This is a genomic window from Mesorhizobium australicum WSM2073 (assembly GCF_000230995.2).
In the GTDB taxonomy this organism is placed as follows: domain Bacteria; phylum Pseudomonadota; class Alphaproteobacteria; order Rhizobiales; family Rhizobiaceae; genus Mesorhizobium; species Mesorhizobium australicum.
The window spans coordinates 3,749,521-3,768,855 of sequence record NC_019973.1; the positions used below are offsets into that span (position 1 = coordinate 3,749,521).

Here is a 19,335-nt window from a genome sequence, read left to right on the forward strand (position 1 = left end):
AAGACTGTGTGTTATCTGTTCACCGCCATTAAAAACGTGAAAAACAACGTGATGGCGAGCAGGCAAGGGCAATCAAAGGGGTTTGATCGCATGAAAATGTCATTTCTCAAGGCAGCAGTATTGGTCGTTGCGCTGTTTGGCGCATCGGCCGCAAGTCAGTCGGCGACATTGGTGGCGAACATCGACGTGTCGTCGCAGACAATGACGGTTCGTTATGGCGATTCTGTCTATAGGTGGGCCGTCTCGACCGCCCGTCCGGGCTATTTCACGCCGCGCGGCACCTACCGGCCGCAGCGCACGGCGCGGATGTGGTATTCGCGCAAATACGACATGTCGCCGATGCCGTACTCGGTGTTCTTCCGTGGCGGCTATGCCATCCATGGAACGGGCGCCGTCAGGCAGCTCGGCCGTCCGGCTTCGCATGGCTGCGTAAGGCTGCATACAGCCAATGCCGCGGCCTTCTATTCAATGGTCCGCGAAGTGGGCTTCGGCAATACGCGCATTGTCGTCACCAATTAGGCAATTGGCGATTTGTTGATACTGGCTTTGCTTGCTGGCGGAGGAACACACGTTCCCGCCAGCGGCTTGCTCATGTGTTTGAGACGGGAGCCGGCTTGGTGCGGTTTTTTCGCCGCCACTTGCTGATCTCCCACCTTTTGTGGAACCACATCCATTGGCCTGGATCCTCTCGGACCCAGCGCTCGACGACGTCATTCAGCATCTGGGTGGTGGCGTGGACATCGACGCTGCCGTCGGCGGTGCGCGGCAGGACCAACTTGTCCTCGATCTCGAGCCGGAAGCGGTTGCCCGGCAACCTGATACAACGCGCCGGATAGACGTCGCAGTCATAGTGGCGGGCAAGGGTGCCGAGCACGCGGTTGCTCTGGCAGGGACGGCCGAAGAAGGTCGTGTCCAGGCCGTTGGAGAATTTCTGGTCGACGAGAACGCCGATATTGCCGCCATTCTCCAACACCCCCGCCAGCGCGAACGAGGCACCGGCCATCGAAGGCAGCAAGCCTCCCATGGTCGATCGCCTTGTCGAAAGGATGTAGTCGGCGAGGTAGGGGTTGTTGGGCGGCCGAAACAGCGCCGTGATGTTCATGCCGAAGGTCGCGGCCGCCACCGGCAGCAGCTCGAAATTGCCGAGATGGCCGGTGAAGACGATGTGCGGCTGCTTCTCGGCCGCGATCTCGACGAAATGCTCTGTTCCCTTGACCTCGATGCGGCCGGGCTTGCCGGCGGCTGGGTCATAGTCGAACAGGGCGTCGAGGAAGATGTATTCGGCGGCAAGGCGGGCCATGTTGCCCCACATGTCGGAGGCGATGGCCCGGATTTCGTCCTCGCTCTTTTCCGGATAGGCCTTGCGCAGATTGTCGAGGGCGACCTGGTGGCGTCCGACCCTTGGACCGATGAGGCGTGCGGTGCGGTCGGCAAAATTCAGCGCGCTGTCGACCGGCAGCAGGCGCAGCAGCGACATGATGACCATCGCGAGACGCGCAACAAACCAGTAATTCACCTGGCGCAATTGTCTGCCAAAGCGAAATTTCAGATCGCGGCGAAGCTTCTTGAGCACGGAAATCGAGGCTCTAGAGCATGATGCCGAAAAGTGTGAAGCGGTTTTCGGATGACATCATGCTCTATTCCTTGATTTAGAGGCGGATTCAGATTTCAGGTCGAATCGACCTGAAATCATCCGACTCTAGGCGACGCGCAGGACGATCTTGCCGAAGACGTCGCGGCCTTCCATGCGTTTCAGCGCGGCATCGATATCGTCGAAGCCGACCTCGGTGTCGATCACCGGAGCGACCTGTCCAGCGGCCATCTTCTGCATGGCGTTGGCCATGTTCTCCATCCGGCAACCGAAGGATCCGAGCAGTTTCAACTGCTGCTGGAAGAGCTGCATCAGGTTGATCTGAGTCGACACGCCGGAGGTCGAACCGCAGGTCACCAAGCGACCGCCGCGCTTCAGGCACAGCATCGAGCCGGCAAAGGTGTCGGTGCCGACATGCTCGAACACCACGTCGACGCCTTTCTTCTTCGTCAGCTTGCGCACGACACCCTCGAATCGATCGTCGCGGTAGTTGATGACATGGTCGGCGCCGAGCGCCTTGGCCTTGTCGATCTTGTCGTTCGAGCCGACCGTGGTGATGATCGTGCAGCCCATCCGCTTGGCCAGCTGGATGGCCGCCGAGCCGATGCCGGATCCGCCGGCATGGACGAGGATCGTCTCACCGGGCTGCAGCCTGGCATTGTCGAACAGCATGTGCTCGACGGTGCCGAAGGTAACCGGCGCCACCGCGGCCCCGATGTCGGTCACACCGGGCGGGGCGGGGACCAGCAGGCGCGCCGGCAGGTTGATCTTCTCCTGCGCGAAACCGTCGAGATGGAAGCCGTGAACGCCCGAAACATGCTCGCACAGATTGTCGCGGCCTTCGCGGCAGGCACGACAGAGGCCGCAGGTGTGTGCGCCGTAGATCGATACCAATTGTCCGGGCAGCAGGCTGGAAACGCCGGGACCGACCGCCTCTACCTCGCCGGAGGCCTCGGCGCCGACGACCAGCGGCAGCTTGCGCTTCGCGAAGGCCATGCCGCGCCAGCCCCAGACGTCGATGTGGTTCAGCGCCACCGCCTTGATGCGCAGCGTCACTTCGCCAAGCGCGGGAGGCGGTGGGGGTGGCAGGTCCACCGTTTCAAGGCGGCGGTCCTCGATAAGTTGCAGTGCGCGCATGGAGCCTGTCGGTTCTGTTAAGCGGAAAGGGCTCGCTTAGACCGGTTCCCGCGCCATGACAAGGCAGGTGTTCTGGCCGCCAAAGCCGAAGGAGTTCGACAGAACGGAGCGAACCTGCGCATCGCGCTTCTTGTTCGGCACGACGTCGAGCACGATCGCCGGGTCGGGATTGTCATAGTTGATGGTCGGAGGAATGACGCTTTCGCGCATCGTCATCAGCGAAAACGCCGCTTCCACAGCGCCCGCCGCCGACAGCGTGTGGCCGATCATCGACTTGTTGGACGAGATCGGCATCGAGCCGATGCGCTCGCCAAACACCGTCGACAGCGACAGGTGTTCCATCTTGTCGTTTTCCGGCGTCGAGGTGCCGTGTGCGTTGACATAGTCGATCTCGTCTTCGCCGAGACCCGCATCCGCAAGTGCGGCCCGGACAGCGGCAATCGCCGGCGATCCATCCGGCTTGGAGCGTGTGCGGTGGAAATCGTCGGCCTTTTCGCCACAGCCGCTGAGGATGCCGAGAACGGCGGCCCCGCGGGCAAGCGCCGCCTCCAGCGATTCCAGCACCAGAGCGCCGGATCCCTCGGCCAAAACGAAGCCGTCACGGTCCTTGGAAAACGGCTTGGAAGCCTTTTCCGGATTGTCGTTGTGGGTGGAGAGCGCCGACAGCAGCGAGAAGCGGATCAGCGCCTCGGCGGTCGCCGAGCCGTCGGCGCCGATCGACAGCGCGCGGTCGCATTCGCCACGGCGGATCGCCTCGACGCCGAGCTGGATGGCGGTGGCGCCGGAGGCGCAAGCCGTCGAGAGCGTGATCGGCAGGCCACGCGTGCCGAACCGGTCGGCGAGCCGGTCGGCGATCGAGCCGAACTGGGTGGTTTCGAAGAGATCGAGTTCCTTCAGGCCGCGCGCCACGCGCAGCAGCCTTTCGGCGCCGGAATCCTGCTTGTCGGAATTATAGAGCGAAAAGCGGCCGTGCCAGTCGAGTTCGACCGGCGGCGAGGCAAGGAAGAGAGGGCCTCCGAAATCGCCGGAATTCAGGCCGGCTTCGCCAACAGCCTCCTGAGCCGCGGTTTCCGCCAGTTCATAGGTGAGAAGGCTTGCCCCCCTGGAACTCGACGGCAGAAAATCGACCATGCCGGAGATCCGTGTGTTGAGGTGATCGACCGGGAAGCGGGTGATCGGGTGGATGCCCGACTTGCCCGAGGTCAGCGCGCCCCAATTGTCTGATTTGCCGACGCCGAGCGAGGTCACCACCCCGATACCGGTAACGGCAACGACGGGCCTGCCCATGTGATCTCTGAAATTGGCCATCCGGGAGCCCTCTTATCTCTGCAGTGCGTTCGCCAGACGCCGCCTCAAGCGGCGTTGACCAGCGCCACGCCCTCGAATTGGTGATAGCCGATCGCCGTTGCAAGGACGCTCGCGGGAATGCCTTCAAACGGCTTTTCGGCCGTGGCGTCAAAGACAGGGTAGGCGGCCTTGCGGTCGACCGCGAGTGCCGCCAGCGCTACGGCGAAGGGAAACTGCGCTTCCTTCATGTGCCCGGTCAACGTTGTAAAACCGCGCGCCGATATCGCCGGATTGGCGTCGAGCGCCGCCTTTTCGGCCGATGTTGCCGCATGCGCGCCCGATGCTCCCGACATGGCGAGCAGCTTGCCGTTCGGCAGCAGCGCCTGTTTGAGCAGGAGAGCGATCTCGGCGTCGAGTTCTCCGCGCGCGCGCCTGGCGCGGCCGGAGACGACGGGGCCGAGTTCAGCGTAGATCTTGCGTCCGCGGCTTGCCGCGTGTTCGCGCTGCTCAAGCACCAGGAAGGCACCGCCGGAACCTGAGACCACGCCGCCGCCCTCGGCGCCCTGCCTTTGCCAGACGGGCTTCCACGGGCCGCGATGCAGGTAACCGGCCAGCTCGTAGCCGAGCAGCATGTCGGAATGTTCCGTCTGGAAGGCGCCGCCGACCAGGATGTGCGTCGACTGGCCGGAGCGAATGCGCGCGGCTGCCGTCTCGACGGCGGCGACGCCAGCGCCTTCCTCGCCCATGAAGGTCCTGGACGAGCCGGTCACCTTGTGGACGATGGAGATGTTGCCGGCGAGCAGATTGGAAAGCTGCGCCAGGAAAAGCGTCGGTCGCAATTCGGTGGTCAGCTTCTCGTTGAGCAGCACGCCGCGGTCGTTGCGGTTTTCCGAAGCGGCTAGAATGTCGGCGTCGACCGCTTCGTCGCGCTCGCCGCCGCCGGCCGCCACAACCATGTCCATGGTGGTGCAGAGTTCGTCATTGCCCTTGATGCCGGCGTCGTCGAGCGCGAGGCCCGCCGCATAGGTGCCGAGCCTCTGCCATGTCTCCATCTGCCGCTGATCGCCGCGCTTGGCGATCTGCAGGTTCCAGTCGATCTCGGGCAGTGGATGAACCGTGTAGGGCGCGAAGCGCCCGGCCTCGAGCACCGGCTCCCGGCCCGGTTGCGCCAGCTTTTGCCAATGGGCGTCAGGACCTTCCCCCAGCGAGGAAACAAGGCCGATACCTGTGATGACGACGTCGTGGGGGCTGCTCATGAGCGGCTTTGTGGGTCAGGTGACGGAGCGCGTCAAGTCACGCGCCCTGATGACCTCAGGCGGTCTTGGCGGCAACCAGCGCGTCGATCTTGGCGCACAGGTTCTTCATGACGAAGTAATCGTCGGTCGAAGCCTTGCCGTCATTGACTTCCTGGGTCCACTTTTCCAGCGGCACCTTGATGCCGAATTCCTTGTCGATGGCGAACACGATGTCCAGGAAGTCGAGGCTGTCGATGCCGAGATCGTCAATGGTGTGGCTCTCGGGCGTGATGGTGTCGATATCGATCTCGCTGGTGTCGGCAATGATCTTGGCGACTTTGTCGAACGTTGTAGACAAGGGGCTTTTCCTTCTTTGCGGGCGGAATCTGTCCGCATTCGTTTGGGCGCTGTCTAATCGGTTTTTCCCGGCAGGAAAAGGCCTGTTAAGCCGGGCGCAGATGGGTAGGATGCCCAGGAAACGCAAGAAGGGCCGCCGGTCGACCCGGTGGCCCTTCCGTTGACGCTACGTAAGCTCAGCTGTCGCGGAGCTTGACCAGGTCGTTCAGCAGCCCGCCCGTTCCGTTGTGGACGGTCAGCCGCTCGACCTTGCCGGCGATGGTTTCCAGAGCCTCGAGCTCCTTCAGCCGCAGCATCACCGGGTTCTCCGCCATCACCTTGGCCGTGTTGAGAAGGGAACGCGTGGCGTTCGTCTCCTCGCGGCGGCGGATGACATTGGCCTCGGCCTGCTTTTCGGCCGAAACCACCTGGTTGAGGATCTCACGCATCTCACCCGGCAGGATGACATCCTTGAGCGCGATATCGCTGACCTCGACCCCGATCTCGGCCATGTCGGCACGGACCTTGGCCGCCGCTTCCTCGTCGACCGTCACCTTCTTTTCGAGGATCTGGTCGAGCGTGAGCGCGCCCAGCGTCTTGCGGAACGCGTACTGCAGGGCGCGGTAGAGGGCCTCGGAGAAGTCCTTCACCGCGCTCACCGCCTTGACCGGATCGATGACCCGGTATTCGGCCGCGATATTGACGCGGATCGTGACGCGGTCCCTGGTCAGCACTTCCTGCCCGGCGACATCGAGCGACTGGCGCTTGAGGTCGACGACCTTGATCTGCACCATCCGTCCGACGTTCCAGAAGCCGTGCACGCCAGCGGCAAGCGTCCGCACAAGGACACCGTCGATAAACAGCAACCCGGCCTGGCCGTCGACAACCGGGTGAACGGACATCAATTCCGCCTTCCGGGCCTGGCCGAGCCGGCGCATGACAGCCGGATCGATGGCAAGATCGGCCGAGGTGTCGATCACCGTCACCTTCCACGGTCCGGCATCGGTCCACAGTACCAGCTTACGGTCGGGGGCCTGCACGGAATGCAGGTTGCCGTCACGCTCGATGACGGCAACTTCCGTGCGCCCCGTGCGCACGACGGTGAAATGACGCGCGGCCACGTCCGGGAGCTTGTCGAACAACGCCTTCTCGTACGCCGAAACGAATTCCGGGCTCTTCAGATCGTGCCGGGACACCTCAAGGCTCTGGTTCCGGTTGGCGAGCCAGTGCTCACCCGGCAGCAGGACAGCCTTGATCTCTCCCTTGTAGAGAGTGAGGGCACGTTCGTTTTCCCTAACGAGGACGCGCTCGCGCCCAAGAACTGTATCGAGAATAGTCATTGTCTTACTCCTGTCGGGCATGGCCCCATGCGAGGCGTCACGTCATGCGTCGATCTTCCCTTCGTTTCTCGTTTCACTTCCAATTCCGGACACGAATGATCCGGGGACTGGTGGCATCGATGCGCGGCGGGCCTGCGGGAGCGGATCACGGGGCAGCGAAGCGGGCGCCGGAGGCGAGCCTCCCTTGCCGGCGACACTGCGCCTTGACCATCACCGCGAGCCTGGCCGCGAGCCGATGGCATCGGACCTTTCGATACGTCCTGGCCCGAAGGCCTCGGCCGTCCGTCACGTCTTCAGCATTCCAGTCCCCGGACCGTTTCAGATAACACCTGGCAGGGTGCTGGCTTATCGAGCCAATGGAGAAGGAATCGAACCTTCGACAATCAGATTATGAGTCTGATGCTCTACCAACTGAGCTATCCGTGGTGCAGACGACGGGACTCGAACCCACAACCTCCGGATTATGTCCGGCGCTCTCCCAGTTGAGCTACATCCGCGATCCCAATCCCCAAAGCGGCGCCGTATACAGGGCGGCAAAGCCGTCTGCACGGGCGGAGACGAAAGCTCCAACCGTTGTGCTCGCTTCGGTTTTCGTGACCGGGAGCGCGCCTATAGCCCCTGCGACGGGTTGTCGCAAGCGACATTGTCGTGCCGAATTCGCGGCTTCTTTCGGCGGTGGCATTTCGGCAACACTCATTGCCGCGCCCGCGTTCGGGAGCAGTTGTCTCAGAAGGTGACGCGGCCGAGTACGCGCAAGCCGTCGCCTTGCGGCTCGACCACCACTGCTTCGCCTTCGCGCGGCGACACGCCGGTCAGCGCCACGATGTTTTCGAGATGGGTGACCAGGACCAGATTGTCGGAGCCGGAATAGGCGCGGATTTCCTTCATGATGGCGGCGATCTGCGCTGCTTTCTGCGCATCGTCACCCTTCAGGAGATCGAGCGGTGCGAACAGCTCCGGCTCGGCCTCGAAGGCGGTGCGCGCGGTGTCGAGGCAGCGGCAATAGCGGCTGGACAAAATGCGCTCGATGGGAGCCGCGCGGGCGGCAAACAGGGCGCCGATCTTGCTTGCCTGCTGCTTGCCGCGCGCCGACAGATTGACCTGGGTGGCGCAATTGCCGATGTCGAAATTGGCCGGGTCGGTGGTGCCGGTGACCATAGCGTGGCGCAGCAGCACGACATGGCCGCCATCCCGCAGCAGCGCCCAGCCGGCGTCCGTCGCGTGCGCGGCGGCGGGGACGACAAGCAGGAACAACGCCAAGGCTAACCGGATCATCGCCACCCTTCCATGCTCCCGTGTCGGGCTCCAACCATTCGCATATAAGGATTGGAAAGCAGGCACAAAGACAAGCCGGGCGTCAGCCGTGTCTCACGCCTCACATTTGGCGAGCTGCTGCTTCACCAGATCGATCACCGAGCGGAACTCGGTACCTTTCATCGCCGCGAGATGATGCGGCAGAGCCGCCGCGTAGGGCTGTTTTCACCAGCGGCGCCATACATCGCCGAACGGTCGGTTCCGCGGCGAAGCCGATCACAATGCCGAGGCTCGCATCGGCCTTTGCGCGTTGCCGAGGGCCTTGGCGCCGCGCACCGGTTCCAGCCCGCCAGCTCCGATCGGCTCGGCCGAGGCGGTTTGGCGCGCGCCGCACGATGGCATCGGCACGGATTGGTGCGGCAGGCATCGAGCAGCATGATCGGGCGCGATTGCGCCGCGACCGTGGCTCGCCTATCCCTGAAAAATGTCTCCGCTTACCGAAACCGTCCTGTTCGTCTTCAGTCTTGTCGCGCTCGGCTATCTCGCCGGGCTGACGGGCTATTTGAGACCGGCGAGCGGCGAGGGGATATCCGACTTTGCCGTCAGCGTGGCCATGCCGCTGCTTCTCTTCCAGACCATGGTGACGGCGGATTTCCATGGCGTGGCGCCCTGGCCGCTGTGGGGTGCTTATTTCACGGCGGCGGCGATCACCTGGGCCGCCGGCCATCTCGTCATCACGCGGATATTCGGGCGGGATGCCCGCGCCGGCGTTGTCGGAGGCGTCTCGTCGGCCTTCTCCAACATCGTGCTGCTCGGCGCCCCCTTCATCCTCGGCATATTCGGCCCGAGCGGCTTCGAAGTGCTGTCGCTGCTGGTTTGCGTGCACCTGCCGATCATGATGATGGCCTCTATCGTGCTGTTCGAAATGTTCGGCCGCGGCAGTGGCGAGCATGTGCATCCGCTGCGGGTCCTGCACAGTTTCCTCAAGCGGCTGTTCATCAACCCTTTGATCATCGGCATTCTGCTGGGTCTCGCATGGCGGCTCGGCGGCGTGCCGTTGCCGGCTCTTGTGATGCGGCTGGTCGAGGCCATGGCAAACACCGCCGGGCCGGTGGCGCTGTTTGCCATGGGGCTCAGCCTGCGCCGCTTCGGGATATCAGGCAATGTGCGGCCGGCGTTGGCGCTTTCGGCGCTCAAACTGTTCCTGATGCCGGCACTGGTTCTTGCCTTCGTCTGGCTGCTCGGCCTGCCGCCCCTGACCGCCAAGGTGGCGGTCGTGGTGGCGGCGCTGCCCTCCGGTATCAATTCCTATCTCATCGCGGTGCAGTTCAACACCGGCCAGGCGCTGGCATCGAACCAGATGACCATCGCCACGGCCTGCGCGGCGATCACCACCGCTTTCTGGCTGACGGTTGTCCTGCATGTTTTCGGGTAAGGTTGGCGACGCCGTACGCCAAGGCGCGCTCGTCTTGTGCTGGTCCAACCCCTATATGCCATCTTGCGATTGCTTGCGGGGCTTTCCCTAGGTTAAGAGCAATGGCTCCAGCGCGCGGCCCTGCCTGCGCTTTACCGAAGACATCCAGATAGCGGCCCGTGAGCGCCGAACGGAGGCTAGACCATGCTTCAGAAAACCAGCCATTTCATGCGGCAGGCCAATCTCATCAACGGCGAATGGGTGCAGGCCGACAGCGGCCAGACGGTCGACGTGAACAATCCGGCTACAGGCCTCAAGATCGGCACCGTACCGAAGTCGGGCAAGGCAGAGACTCGCCGCGCCATCGAGGCCGCCGATGAAGCTTTCAAAACCTGGCGCAAGACGACCGCGCTCGAGCGCTCGAAGCTGCTGCGCAAGCTGCATGATGCGATGATGGACAATCAGGACGTGCTGGCCGAACTGCTCACCATCGAGCAGGGCAAGTCGCTGTTCGAATCCAAGGGCGAGATCGGTTCGGCTGCCGCCTACATCCTGTGGTTCGCCGAAGAAGGCCGCCGCACTTATGGCGATGTCGTGCCCTCGCCATGGGCGGACCGCCGCATCCTGGTGACGAAAGAACCGGTCGGTGTCATCGCCGCCATCACGCCGTGGAATTTCCCGTCCTCGATGCTGGCCCGCAAGCTCGGTCCCGCACTTGCCGCAGGCTGCACCGCCGTCGTCAAGCCGGCCTCGCAGACGCCGTATTCCGGCCTTGCCTGGGGGGCGCTTGCCGAGGAAGTCGGCTTTCCCAAGGGCGTCATCAACATCCTGACCGGCGCCGCCGGCGAGATCGGCGACGAGATTTGCGCCAATCCGCTGGTCAAGAAGATCACCTTCACCGGCTCGACCGAAGTCGGCAAGATCCTGATCCAGAAATCGTCGGTGACCGTCAAGAAGGTATCGATGGAACTCGGCGGCAACGCGCCGTTCATCGTTTTCGACGACGCCGATATCGAGCGTGCGGTGGCCGGCGCGATCACCGCCAAATATCGCAATTCCGGCCAGACCTGCGTCTGCACCAACCGCTTCCTGGTCCAGGCTGGCGTCTATGACAAGTTCGTCGAGAAACTCGCCGCGGCCAGCAACGGGCTGAAGGTTGGTTCCGGCCTGGAAGAGGGCGTCCAGCAGGGGCCGCTAATCGACGAGAAGGCGGTCGAGAAGGTCGAGGAGCTGATCGCCGACGCCACGGCCAAGGGCGGCAAGGTCGTCGCCGGGGGCAAGCGCCACGCGCTCGGCGGTTCGTTCTTCCAGCCGACGGTCATCGCCAACGCGACGCCGAAAATGCGCTTTATGAAGGAAGAGATTTTTGGGCCGGTCGCACCCGTGTTCAAGTTCGAGACCGAGGAAGAGGCCGTGGCGCTCGCCAACGACACGGAGTTCGGCCTTGCCTGCTACTTCTACACCGGCGATCTCGGCCGCGCCTTCCGGGTCATGGAAGGCCTGAAATACGGCATGGTTGGCGTCAATGAAGGGCTGATCACCACACCTGAAGCACCGTTCGGCGGCGTCAAGGAATCCGGACTTGGCAAGGAAGGCGGACATCAGGGCATCGAGGATTACCTCGATACCAAATATGTGTGCATCGGCGGCCTCGGCCTCTGATAGGCTAGTCCGGAGGCAGGCTCGTACACCTGCCTCGAGGCTGAAGAACCAGCCGAAGTCCTTTGGATCCACTGACGTTTGCGGGCATGATGATGAAGGACGGCGAGGTTTTCGGCACGACGCAGGCAGGCGAACCGGTCCGCCGCTTCACGATCAGGGGCGGCGGCCTCACCGCCAACATCATCGGGCTCGGCGCCATCGTCCAGGACCTGCGCCTGGCCGGGCATGACGCGCCGCTGGTTCTCGGCTACAGCACTCTGGAAGCGTATGAGACAGATACTGCCTTCTTCGGGGCGGTGGTTGGGCGCTACGCCAACCGCATCGGCGACGCTCGTTTCACAATTGGCGGCAACCGCTATCAGACCGAGCGCAACTTCCTGGACAAGCATACGCTGCATGGCGGCTCGCAAGGCTATTCCCACCGGCCATGGACGGTTTCGCTGCATGGCAGGGACTTCGTCACGCTGACGCTGCATGATCCCGATGGCGCGATGGGCTTTCCCGGAGCGCTCGACGTTACCTGCACCTACCGGCTGAAAATTCCCGGCACGCTCAGCGTCGAATTGACGGCGACCTGCGAGGAGCCGACGCCGTGCAATCTCACCCAGCATTCCTATTTCAACCTCGACGATGGCGGTGCCGGCGACATTCTCGACCATAGGATGATGCTGAACGCCGGCGCCTATCTGCCTGTCGACGGCGACATGATCCCGACCGGCGTGGTCAAGCCGGTCGACGGCACGCCCTTCGATTTTCGCCAGGCGCGGCCGCTGCGCATGGAGACCGAGGGCGAACAGTTACCCTACGACCAGAATTTCTGCCTGGCCGCGGCGCGCGGTCCGCTCAAGCAGGCAGCTTGGGTGCAAGGGGCGAGTTCCGGCGTCGAGATGGAAGTCTGGACCACCGAGCCCGGCGTCCAGCTTTATACCGGGCAATATGTGACGCCACGCACCGGCCTGGAAGGGCGGGGTTACAAGGCCTTCAGCGGCTTCTGTCTGGAGCCGCAGATATGGCCCGACGCGCCGAACCGGCCGTATTTCCCGCAGGCGACGCTATGGCCTGGCGCGATCTACCACCACGTGACGGAATATCGGTTCCGGCAGGGCTGACTTTTTCAGGACTGGCCGAACGCCGCCCGTAGCGTCTCGAACGGCGCCAATGCGCCGCGGACCTGCACGACGGCGGCGGCGACGCGGTGCGCACGCTGGACAGCGTCCGCCGGGGCAATCCCGCCAAGCCGTGCGGCGAGATAGCCGCCGTTGAAGGAATCGCCGGCACCGGTCGTGTCCACGGGCGCAGGCACGTGGATTGCGGCGACCTCCCGCAGCGCTCCACCCTTGCCAATCAACGCCGGTGCCTCGCCGTTCTTGACCACGACCTCCTTGACCAATTGCCCGAGGCGCTCGGCGGTCGCCTGCGGTGTGTCATCGCCGAACAGCATCTGCTCGTCCGGGAACGTCGGCAGCGCGATGTCGGTAACCGCAAGCGCCCGGGCAATCGCTGCTTGCGCGTCCTCGCGGTTACGCCAGAGCCGCGGCCGATAGTTGGGATCGAAGGCAATCAGCGAGCCCGCCGCGCGCGCCTTTGCCACTGCGGCCAGCAGCGTCTGGCGCGCGGCCTCATCGAGAATTGCCAAAGTGATTCCGGAGAAGTACACAAGCGCCTGATTTTCCAGGTTTTTCGCCAGTGCCGCCGGGTCCGAGGCGAGCTGCCTGGCGGCGGCGTCGCCGCGCCAGTAGGTGAAGGAGCGCTCGGCGCCGGTCAGCGTGATGGCATAGAGGCCGGGGCGCGCGCCCGGTATGACCGGACTGGAGCCGATGCCGATGCCGTTTTCGGCTAAGAAGTCGATCTGGCCCTGCGAGAAAGGGTCGTCGCCGAAGGCCGAGACATAGGTTGCCGGCCGGTCAGCGCTTAGGGCATGCAGCGCCCACAGCGTGTTGAACGTGTCGCCGGCAAAGCCCATGCGCCAGTTCGGCCCGGTCTGGCCCGACAGTTCCAGCATGCATTCGCCGATCGAGGCGACGCCGTTTCCCACCATCTGCAATCCTCCAGTGCTTTCGGTGCTGTAGCTTTTTGCCGAACGCAGCGCCATGCTTGGCAAGCAGGCTTTTTTCCGCCACAGCGTTTTCCCACAGGCTGGCGGGATGCGATCCGCCCGGCAGGACGTTATCTGCGAAAGAGGAACCGGTTTGGCATCGTTATGGCGTTATCTCCTGGCAGGTCTTGGTCTGGCTGCTTTGCTGGTCGGCGTTCTCGCGGCCGTTTATCTGACCGCGCCGCATTCGGCACAGCCCGCCGGCCCGGATGTCTCGCGGACGAAAAAAACCGACAACGGGTTGTACGTAGCGAGTTTCGTGCCGGAACGGGGCGTCGTGCGGCAGGGCGAACTGGAATCCTGGCTTCTGACGCTGAAGACAAAGACGGGGGCCTCGGTGGAGCGAGCCGCGATTGCCATCTCCGGTGGCATGCCGCAACACAATCACGGTCTGCCGACCAGCCCGCAGGCGACCGACTATCTAGGCGAGGGACGCTACCGCATCGAAGGGGTGAAATTCACCATGAGCGGCTGGTGGCAACTGCGTTTCGCCATATCGTCCGGCGCGGGCTCCGACACTGTGCTGTTCAACGTGGTGCTGTGAGCGGTCGATGAGGCGCTTTTTCTGCTTTTTGGCACTGACGGTGGCAGCCATCCTTGCCGGTTGCGGCAAGCCGGATTTTTCCGATGCCGAGAAGAAGACGATTGCATCGCTCGCGCTGAATACGCTGCCGGCGCTGAAGCCTGATACCACCAACCGCTTCGCCGATGAGCCGGCCGCGGCGGCGCTCGGCTCGACGCTGTTCTTCGACGTCGGGATGAGCCGCGACGGTACGGTGTCCTGCTCGACCTGCCACAAGATCGACCGGCAGTTCCAGGACGACCTGCCGCAGGCGGTCGGAGTCGGCCACACCAACCGGCGCACCATGCCGCTGGCCGGCGTGGCGCGCGACCCCTGGTTTTTCTGGGACGGGCGACGCGACAGCCTGTGGGCGCAGGCGCTGACACCGCTCGAAAACCCGTTGGAACAGGCGGGAAACCGTGCTGCCTACGCGCATTACATGAAGGCGCGTTTCGGCGAACGCTACGAGCGCATCTTCGGGCCATTGCCTGATTTGTCCAGCATTCCGCCAAATGCCAGCCCGCTTGGAAGCGATGCCGAAAAAACCGCCTGGAACGCGATGAGCGATGCGCAGCGCGACGCAATCAACGGCGTCTATGCCAATATCGGCAAGGCGATCGCCGCTTTCGAACGCTCAATCGAGCCGGCACCGACACGCTTCGACCGCTTTGCGCTGGACCTTGCGACAGGCGCCGAGCCGAAAGGCGATGCCGTCTTTTCCGCGGAGGAAATCCTTGGGTTGAAACTGTTCGTCGGCAAGGCCAATTGCGTGAGCTGCCACAACGGCCCGCGCTTCAGCGACAACGGTTTTCACAACACGGGTGTACCGCCTGCTGCCGGCCTGCCGGCGGATCGTGGGCGCGTCGATGCGGTGGCCCAGGTCGAGGCCGACCCGTTCAACTGCTTCGGAGCCTATCGCGATGGCGAGGCCAGTGCCTGCGGAGAGCTGCGCTTCATGGTCAAGGATGCGCCGGAACTTGTGCGCGCCTACAAGACGCCGTCGCTGCGCGGTGCGGCGACGCGGCCGCCTTACATGCACGCCGGGCAGTTTTCATCGCTCGACGAGGTCGTCGCTCACTATGCCAAGGCTGCGCCAAGCGTCGAGGGCAGTTCTGAAATTCACCCGCTGGAGCTCTCGGGCCGCGAGCGCGCCGCGCTGGTGGCGTTCCTGAAGACGCTATCGGAATAGGTTACCTGTCCTTGACCGTCTCCATCGCCACGAAGGTCGAGGTCTGGGCGACGTGGGGCAGGGCGGAGATGCGCTCACCGAGCACGCGGCGATAGGCGGCGATGTCCTTCGTGCGGACCTTAAGGAGATAGTCGAAGCTCGACGCCATCATGTGGCACTGCTCGATTTCCGGCACGGCTTGTACGGAGCGGTTGAAGGCATCGAGCGCGGCGGATCGGGTGTCCGATAATTTCACCTGCACGAAGGCGACATGGCCTTCGCCCATGCGTTCGCGGTCGATGATCGCCTGGTATCCCCTGATATAGCCGTCCTTCTCCAGCCGCTTCACCCGCGCCTGCACCGGTGTCTTCGACAGGCCGACCTTGACCGCCAGTTCCGACATGGAAAGCCGGCCATTGCCGGCCAGTGCCGACAGGATGTTCCTGTCGATGCGGTCCAATTGATCTTCTGTCATTGAAACTGCAGCCCGAATGAGCAATTTTCGGCGACATGATACGTCAATCGAGCTGCCCTGTCGATTTTTTCAGACCGCCTGAAATCTGGCACTTGTGCTAGCTTGCGCCATTCGGTCCGGTGACCGCCGGCCCGTTCCCTTGTGCTTGCTCATAGGACCGCCATGCCGCTCGACGCCATCCGCCAGCAGATCCGCGCTAATTATTTGCCCGACGAAGACGCAGCGGTTAAGCGATTAGCCGAGGCGGCCGGGCTTTCGGCCGGAGACCGTAAGGCGATCTCGGCGCGTGCGGCCGACCTGGTGCGGGCGGTGCGCGGTTCGTCCGATCCCCGGCTGATGGAAGTCTTCCTCTCGGCCTACGGCCTCTCCACCAAGGAAGGCGTGGCGCTGATGTGCCTGGCCGAGGCGCTGCTGCGCGTGCCCGACACAGAGACGATGGACGATCTCATCGCCGACAAGATCGCGCCGCACGACTGGTCGGCGCATTCGGGCGGTTCGAGTTCGATCTTCGTCAACGCCTCAACCTGGGCGCTGATGCTGACCGGCCGCGTGCTCGAGGAAGGTGAGGGCGGTATCGAAGGCACGCTGCGTTCGATGGTGCGCCGGCTGGGCGAACCGGTCATCCGCAAGGCAGTGGCCGCAGCCATGCGCGAGATGGGCGAGCAGTTCGTGCTTGGCCGCACGATCGCGGAAGCCGTCAAGCGCGGCCGGCCAATGACGCAGAAGGGTTACCTCTACTCCTTCGACATGCTGGGCGAGGCGGCCCGCACCGAGGCGGACGCGCTGCGCTATCACAAGGCCTATGCCGACGCCATTTCCTCGCTCGATGCTGGCTCGAACGGGCCAGATATCCGCCAGAACCATGGCATCTCCGTCAAGCTTTCGGCACTGCATCCACGCTACGAAGAAGCGCAAAAGGAAGAGATGCTGCCTGTGATGGCCGAGCGGCTGTTGTCGCTGGCCCTGGCCGCACGGCATTCGCGGATGGGGCTCAACATCGACGCCGAGGAGGCGGATCGTCTCGACCTGTCGCTCGACGTGATCGAGCGGGTGCTGGCCGAGCCGGAACTCGCCGGCTGGAACGGCTTTGGCGTCGTCGTGCAGGCCTATGGTCCGCGCGCGGCTTTCACCATCGATTGGCTCTATGCCCTGGCCAACAAGCATAATCGCAACATCATGGTCCGGCTGGTCAAGGGTGCCTATTGGGACACGGAGATCAAGCGGGCGCAGACACTCGGGCTTGCCGGTTATCCCGTGTTCACGCGCAAGGCCAACACCGACGTCTCCTACATGGCTTGCGCGAAAAAGCTGCTTGGCATGACCGACCGCATCTATCCGCAGTTCGCCACCCATAACGCGCACACCGTCGCCGCCATCCTGTCGATGGCTGACAGTCGCGACACCTTCGAATTCCAGCGCCTGCATGGCATGGGCGAGGCTTTGCACGAAACGGTGCGCAAGGCCGAAGGCACGCGTTGCCGTATCTATGCGCCGGTCGGCGCGCATTCGGACCTGCTGGCCTATCTGGTCCGCCGGCTCCTGGAAAACGGCGCCAACTCCTCCTTCGTGCACCAATTGACCGACGAGGAGGTCGAGCCGGAGGATATCGCACGCGATCCGCTGGAAACGGTTGAAAGCCAGGGTCCCGCCGCCAATCCGGCGATTGCCCGGCCTTCCCAGATCTTTGGGATCGGGCGCCGCAACTCGAAGGGATTCGACATCACCGACACGGTGACGCTGGCGGCGATCGAGCAGTCCAGAGCGGCATTTGCGGGTCCCGATCGCTGGCACGCCAAGCCGATCACGCGCGCCGCCGGCTACGGCAAGCAGCGCCCGATCCTCAATCCGGCAAAGCCTTCCGAGGTGGTCGGCACGGTTCACGAGGCCGCCGCCAAGCAGGTCGCAACCGCCGTGCGCATCGCTGTCGAGGCGCAGCCGGCGTGGGCAAAACGCCCGGTCGCCGAGCGTGCCGCTATCCTCAACCGTGCCGCCGATCTTTACGAGGCCAATGCCGTCGAGTTCTTCGCGCTCGCCACGCGCGAGGCCGGCAAATCGCTGGCCGACGGCGTCGCCGAAGTGCGCGAGGCGGTCGACTTCCTGCGCTATTACGCCACCGAGGCGGCGAACGCCGAAACGGGCACGCAAGCGCGCGGCGCCATCGTCTGCATCTCGCCGTGGAATTTCCCGCTCGCCATCTTCACCGGCCAGATCGCGGCAGCACTTGTCACTGGCAATTCAGTGATCGCCAAGCCAGCCGAGCAGACCCCGCTGATCGCCTTCCGCGCCGTCGAGATGCTGCGCGAGGCCGGCGTGCCGGAAGACGTCATCCAACTCCTGCCCGGGGACGGCCCGTCGGTCGGTGGTCCGCTGACAGCGGACCCGCGTATTGCCGGCGTCTGCTTCACCGGCTCGACCGAGGTCGCCAAGCTGATCGAAAAGCAATTGGCCGAGACCGCGGCGCCGGACGCCATGCTGATCGCCGAGACCGGCGGCCTCAATGCCATGATCGTCGATTCCACGGCACTTCCTGAGCAGGCGGTGCGTGACATCCTCGCGTCGGCCTTCCAGAGTGCCGGCCAGCGCTGCTCGGCGTTGCGCGTGCTCTATGTCCAGAAAGACGTCGAGAAGAAGATGCTGGAGATGCTGAAAGGCGCCATGGAGGCGCTCAATGTCGGCGATCCCTGGCGGATTTCGACCGATGTCGGTCCGGTGATCGACGATGACGCGCAAAGTTCGATCCGCGATTATTGCACGACGATGGGCCTGCAGGGCCGGCTGATCGCTAAACTTGAGGCGCCCAAGGATGGCCGCTTCGTCGCGCCGCATGTCTTCCGGGTCAAGGGCATCGAGGAGATGGAGCGCGAAGTGTTCGGTCCGGTGCTGCACGTCGCGACCTTCGACGCCGACCAGATCGACAGCGTCATCGCCGCCATCAACCGCAAGGGCTACGGCCTGACCTTCGGCCTGCACACCCGCATCGAAGGCCGGGTGCAGCATTTCGTCGACGGCATCCATGCCGGCAACATCTATGTCAACCGCAACCAGATCGGCGCTGTCGTCGGTTCGCAGCCATTTGGGGGCGAGGGCCTGTCCGGCACCGGGCCAAAGGCCGGCGGGCCGCACTATCTCAGGCGTTTCCGCAAAGGGCCTGAAGCGGGCACGGAAGTCGGCGAAGGCCATAAGGTGACGGCGACCGAACTGGCCGACAATCTGCCCGATCCCGCTCTCGGCGGCTGGTCGACGCGGCCGGACCGGGTCGCCATCCTCAGGAAGCATCTTCGCGGCAAGGGCGCGGCCGCGATCGGTGCCGCCGCCAGCATTGATTTCGGCCAGGTCGATCTGCCCGGGCCGACCGGCGAGGCCAACACGCTGTCGCTGTCGCCGCGCGGCCGGGTGCTGTGCTTGGGGCCGGACGGCGACACGCTGCTGGCGCAGACCATCCAGGCGCTCGCCGCCGGCAATGCGGTGCTGGCTGTTGCGCCGGGTGCACCGGCGGCGCTCTCGGCATTGACCGGCAAAGGCCTGCCGCTGGCGGCCATCGACGGCCGCCCCGATCCTGTCGAGGCGCGCTCGCTGCGCGTCGATGTGGTTGCTTTTTCAGGCACGCCCGCGGCGGCGCGCATCGTGCGCAAGGTCATCGCCGAGCGCAGCGGGCCGATCGTCCCGCTGGTCAGCGAGGTGCTTTATCCGGCGGCTTATGCGCATGAGCGGGCGGTCTGCGTCGACACGACCGCCGCGGGTGGCAATGCCAGCCTCTTGGCCGCCGCATAGGTCGGCAT

At 64.1% G+C, this 19,335-nt stretch carries 16 protein-coding genes and 2 tRNA genes; 7 read left to right on the forward strand and 11 right to left on the reverse strand.

Annotated elements, in window-relative coordinates:
- Window positions 1-90: 90 nt before the first annotated feature.
- Complete coding sequence (locus MESAU_RS17950) at window positions 91-519, forward strand: L,D-transpeptidase (RefSeq protein ID WP_015317464.1); 429 nt, start codon at window positions 91-93, stop codon at window positions 517-519.
- Window positions 520-589: 70 nt separating this feature from the next.
- Here MESAU_RS17950 and MESAU_RS17955 read toward each other — a convergent pair whose 3' ends face one another.
- The 9 genes from MESAU_RS17955 to MESAU_RS17995 form a co-directional block, all read right to left on the reverse strand.
- Window positions 590-1,573 (reverse strand): lipid A biosynthesis lauroyl acyltransferase, encoded by a 984-nt coding sequence (locus MESAU_RS17955; protein ID WP_015317465.1) that lies wholly within the window; start codon window positions 1,571-1,573, stop codon window positions 590-592.
- Window positions 1,574-1,699: 126 nt separating this feature from the next.
- The gene (locus MESAU_RS17960; RefSeq protein WP_015317466.1) at window positions 1,700-2,728 is read right to left on the reverse strand and encodes a zinc-binding dehydrogenase; all 1,029 of its coding nucleotides are present in this window, start codon (window positions 2,726-2,728) and stop codon (window positions 1,700-1,702) included.
- Window positions 2,729-2,764: 36 nt separating this feature from the next.
- Window positions 2,765-4,036 (reverse strand): beta-ketoacyl-ACP synthase, encoded by a 1,272-nt coding sequence (locus tag MESAU_RS17965; protein WP_015317467.1) that lies wholly within the window; start codon window positions 4,034-4,036, stop codon window positions 2,765-2,767.
- 44 nt (window positions 4,037-4,080) lie between these two features.
- A complete protein-coding gene (locus MESAU_RS17970) occupies window positions 4,081-5,271 on the reverse strand; it encodes a beta-ketoacyl-ACP synthase (RefSeq protein WP_015317468.1) in 1,191 nt (396 codons plus the stop codon).
- A gap of 55 nt (window positions 5,272-5,326) precedes the next feature.
- On the reverse strand, window positions 5,327-5,608 hold the full coding sequence (locus MESAU_RS17975; RefSeq protein WP_010909964.1) for an acyl carrier protein: 282 nt from the start codon (window positions 5,606-5,608) through the stop codon (window positions 5,327-5,329).
- A 175-nt stretch (window positions 5,609-5,783) separates the two neighbouring features.
- The gene (locus MESAU_RS17980) at window positions 5,784-6,926 is read right to left on the reverse strand and encodes a slipin family protein (protein WP_015317469.1); all 1,143 of its coding nucleotides are present in this window, start codon (window positions 6,924-6,926) and stop codon (window positions 5,784-5,786) included.
- A 357-nt stretch (window positions 6,927-7,283) separates the two neighbouring features.
- Window positions 7,284-7,348 (reverse strand) — tRNA-Met (locus tag MESAU_RS17985).
- Between the two features lies 1 nt (window position 7,349).
- Window positions 7,350-7,423, reverse strand: a tRNA-Tyr gene (locus MESAU_RS17990).
- A gap of 229 nt (window positions 7,424-7,652) precedes the next feature.
- Window positions 7,653-8,201: a histidine phosphatase family protein gene (locus MESAU_RS17995; protein WP_015317470.1), complete on the reverse strand. Its 549-nt coding sequence runs from the start codon at window positions 8,199-8,201 to the stop codon at window positions 7,653-7,655.
- A 463-nt stretch (window positions 8,202-8,664) separates the two neighbouring features.
- Here MESAU_RS17995 and MESAU_RS18000 point away from each other — a divergent pair, with 463 nt between their 5' ends.
- The 3 genes from MESAU_RS18000 to MESAU_RS18010 all read left to right on the forward strand — a co-directional run bounded on the left by MESAU_RS18000 (window position 8,665) and on the right by MESAU_RS18010 (window position 12,365).
- A complete protein-coding gene (locus MESAU_RS18000; protein WP_015317471.1) occupies window positions 8,665-9,615 on the forward strand; it encodes an AEC family transporter in 951 nt (316 codons plus the stop codon).
- Between the two features lie 183 nt (window positions 9,616-9,798).
- Window positions 9,799-11,256 carry an NAD-dependent succinate-semialdehyde dehydrogenase gene (locus tag MESAU_RS18005; protein ID WP_015317472.1) on the forward strand — a complete coding sequence of 486 codons (1,458 nt, stop codon included), beginning with the start codon at window positions 9,799-9,801 and terminating at the stop codon, window positions 11,254-11,256.
- 86 nt (window positions 11,257-11,342) lie between these two features.
- A complete protein-coding gene (locus tag MESAU_RS18010; protein WP_015317473.1) occupies window positions 11,343-12,365 on the forward strand; it encodes an aldose epimerase family protein in 1,023 nt (340 codons plus the stop codon).
- A 5-nt stretch (window positions 12,366-12,370) separates the two neighbouring features.
- Here the strand turns inward: MESAU_RS18010 and MESAU_RS18015 are convergent, their stop codons facing one another.
- Window positions 12,371-13,294 carry a sugar kinase gene (locus MESAU_RS18015; protein WP_015317474.1) on the reverse strand — a complete coding sequence of 308 codons (924 nt, stop codon included), beginning with the start codon at window positions 13,292-13,294 and terminating at the stop codon, window positions 12,371-12,373.
- 151 nt (window positions 13,295-13,445) lie between these two features.
- Between MESAU_RS18015 and MESAU_RS18020 the strand changes: the two genes are divergently transcribed.
- Together MESAU_RS18020 and MESAU_RS18025 are read left to right on the forward strand one after the other, a co-directional pair.
- Window positions 13,446-13,895: a FixH family protein gene (locus tag MESAU_RS18020; protein ID WP_041163818.1), complete on the forward strand. Its 450-nt coding sequence runs from the start codon at window positions 13,446-13,448 to the stop codon at window positions 13,893-13,895.
- A gap of 7 nt (window positions 13,896-13,902) precedes the next feature.
- Window positions 13,903-15,102 (forward strand): cytochrome-c peroxidase, encoded by a 1,200-nt coding sequence (locus tag MESAU_RS18025; protein WP_015317476.1) that lies wholly within the window; start codon window positions 13,903-13,905, stop codon window positions 15,100-15,102.
- Window position 15,103: 1 nt separating this feature from the next.
- On the opposite strand, the gene MESAU_RS18030 is transcribed toward MESAU_RS18025, so the two are convergent.
- Entirely contained in the window at window positions 15,104-15,556 is a 453-nt protein-coding gene (locus tag MESAU_RS18030; RefSeq protein WP_015317477.1) for an Lrp/AsnC family transcriptional regulator, read from the reverse strand.
- Between the two features lie 162 nt (window positions 15,557-15,718).
- Between MESAU_RS18030 and putA the strand changes: the two genes are divergently transcribed.
- Window positions 15,719-19,327 (forward strand): bifunctional proline dehydrogenase/L-glutamate gamma-semialdehyde dehydrogenase PutA, encoded by a 3,609-nt coding sequence (gene putA, locus MESAU_RS18035; protein WP_015317478.1) that lies wholly within the window; start codon window positions 15,719-15,721, stop codon window positions 19,325-19,327.
- Window positions 19,328-19,335: the final 8 nt, after the last annotated feature.

Excerpts from the sequence above, each read along its gene's own strand:
- MESAU_RS17950 (WP_015317464.1), top strand. The coding sequence starts at position 91 with ATGAAAATGTCATTTCTCAAGGCAGCAGTATTGGTCGTTGCGCTGTTT.
- MESAU_RS18005 (WP_015317472.1), top strand. The coding sequence starts at position 9,799 with ATGCTTCAGAAAACCAGCCATTTCATGCGGCAGGCCAATCTCATCAAC.
- MESAU_RS17970 (WP_015317468.1), bottom strand. The coding sequence starts at position 5,271 with ATGAGCAGCCCCCACGACGTCGTCATCACAGGTATCGGCCTTGTTTCC.
- MESAU_RS17995 (WP_015317470.1), bottom strand. The coding sequence starts at position 8,201 with ATGATCCGGTTAGCCTTGGCGTTGTTCCTGCTTGTCGTCCCCGCCGCC.
- MESAU_RS17960 (WP_015317466.1), bottom strand. The coding sequence starts at position 2,728 with ATGCGCGCACTGCAACTTATCGAGGACCGCCGCCTTGAAACGGTGGAC.
- MESAU_RS18000 (WP_015317471.1), top strand. The coding sequence starts at position 8,665 with ATGTCTCCGCTTACCGAAACCGTCCTGTTCGTCTTCAGTCTTGTCGCG.
- MESAU_RS18030 (WP_015317477.1), bottom strand. The coding sequence starts at position 15,556 with ATGACAGAAGATCAATTGGACCGCATCGACAGGAACATCCTGTCGGCA.
- MESAU_RS18015 (WP_015317474.1), bottom strand. The coding sequence starts at position 13,294 with ATGGTGGGAAACGGCGTCGCCTCGATCGGCGAATGCATGCTGGAACTG.
- MESAU_RS17980 (WP_015317469.1), bottom strand. The coding sequence starts at position 6,926 with ATGACTATTCTCGATACAGTTCTTGGGCGCGAGCGCGTCCTCGTTAGG.
- MESAU_RS18010 (WP_015317473.1), top strand. The coding sequence starts at position 11,343 with ATGATGATGAAGGACGGCGAGGTTTTCGGCACGACGCAGGCAGGCGAA.
- MESAU_RS18025 (WP_015317476.1), top strand. The coding sequence starts at position 13,903 with ATGAGGCGCTTTTTCTGCTTTTTGGCACTGACGGTGGCAGCCATCCTT.
- MESAU_RS17965 (WP_015317467.1), bottom strand. The coding sequence starts at position 4,036 with ATGGCCAATTTCAGAGATCACATGGGCAGGCCCGTCGTTGCCGTTACC.
- putA (WP_015317478.1), top strand. The coding sequence starts at position 15,719 with ATGCCGCTCGACGCCATCCGCCAGCAGATCCGCGCTAATTATTTGCCC.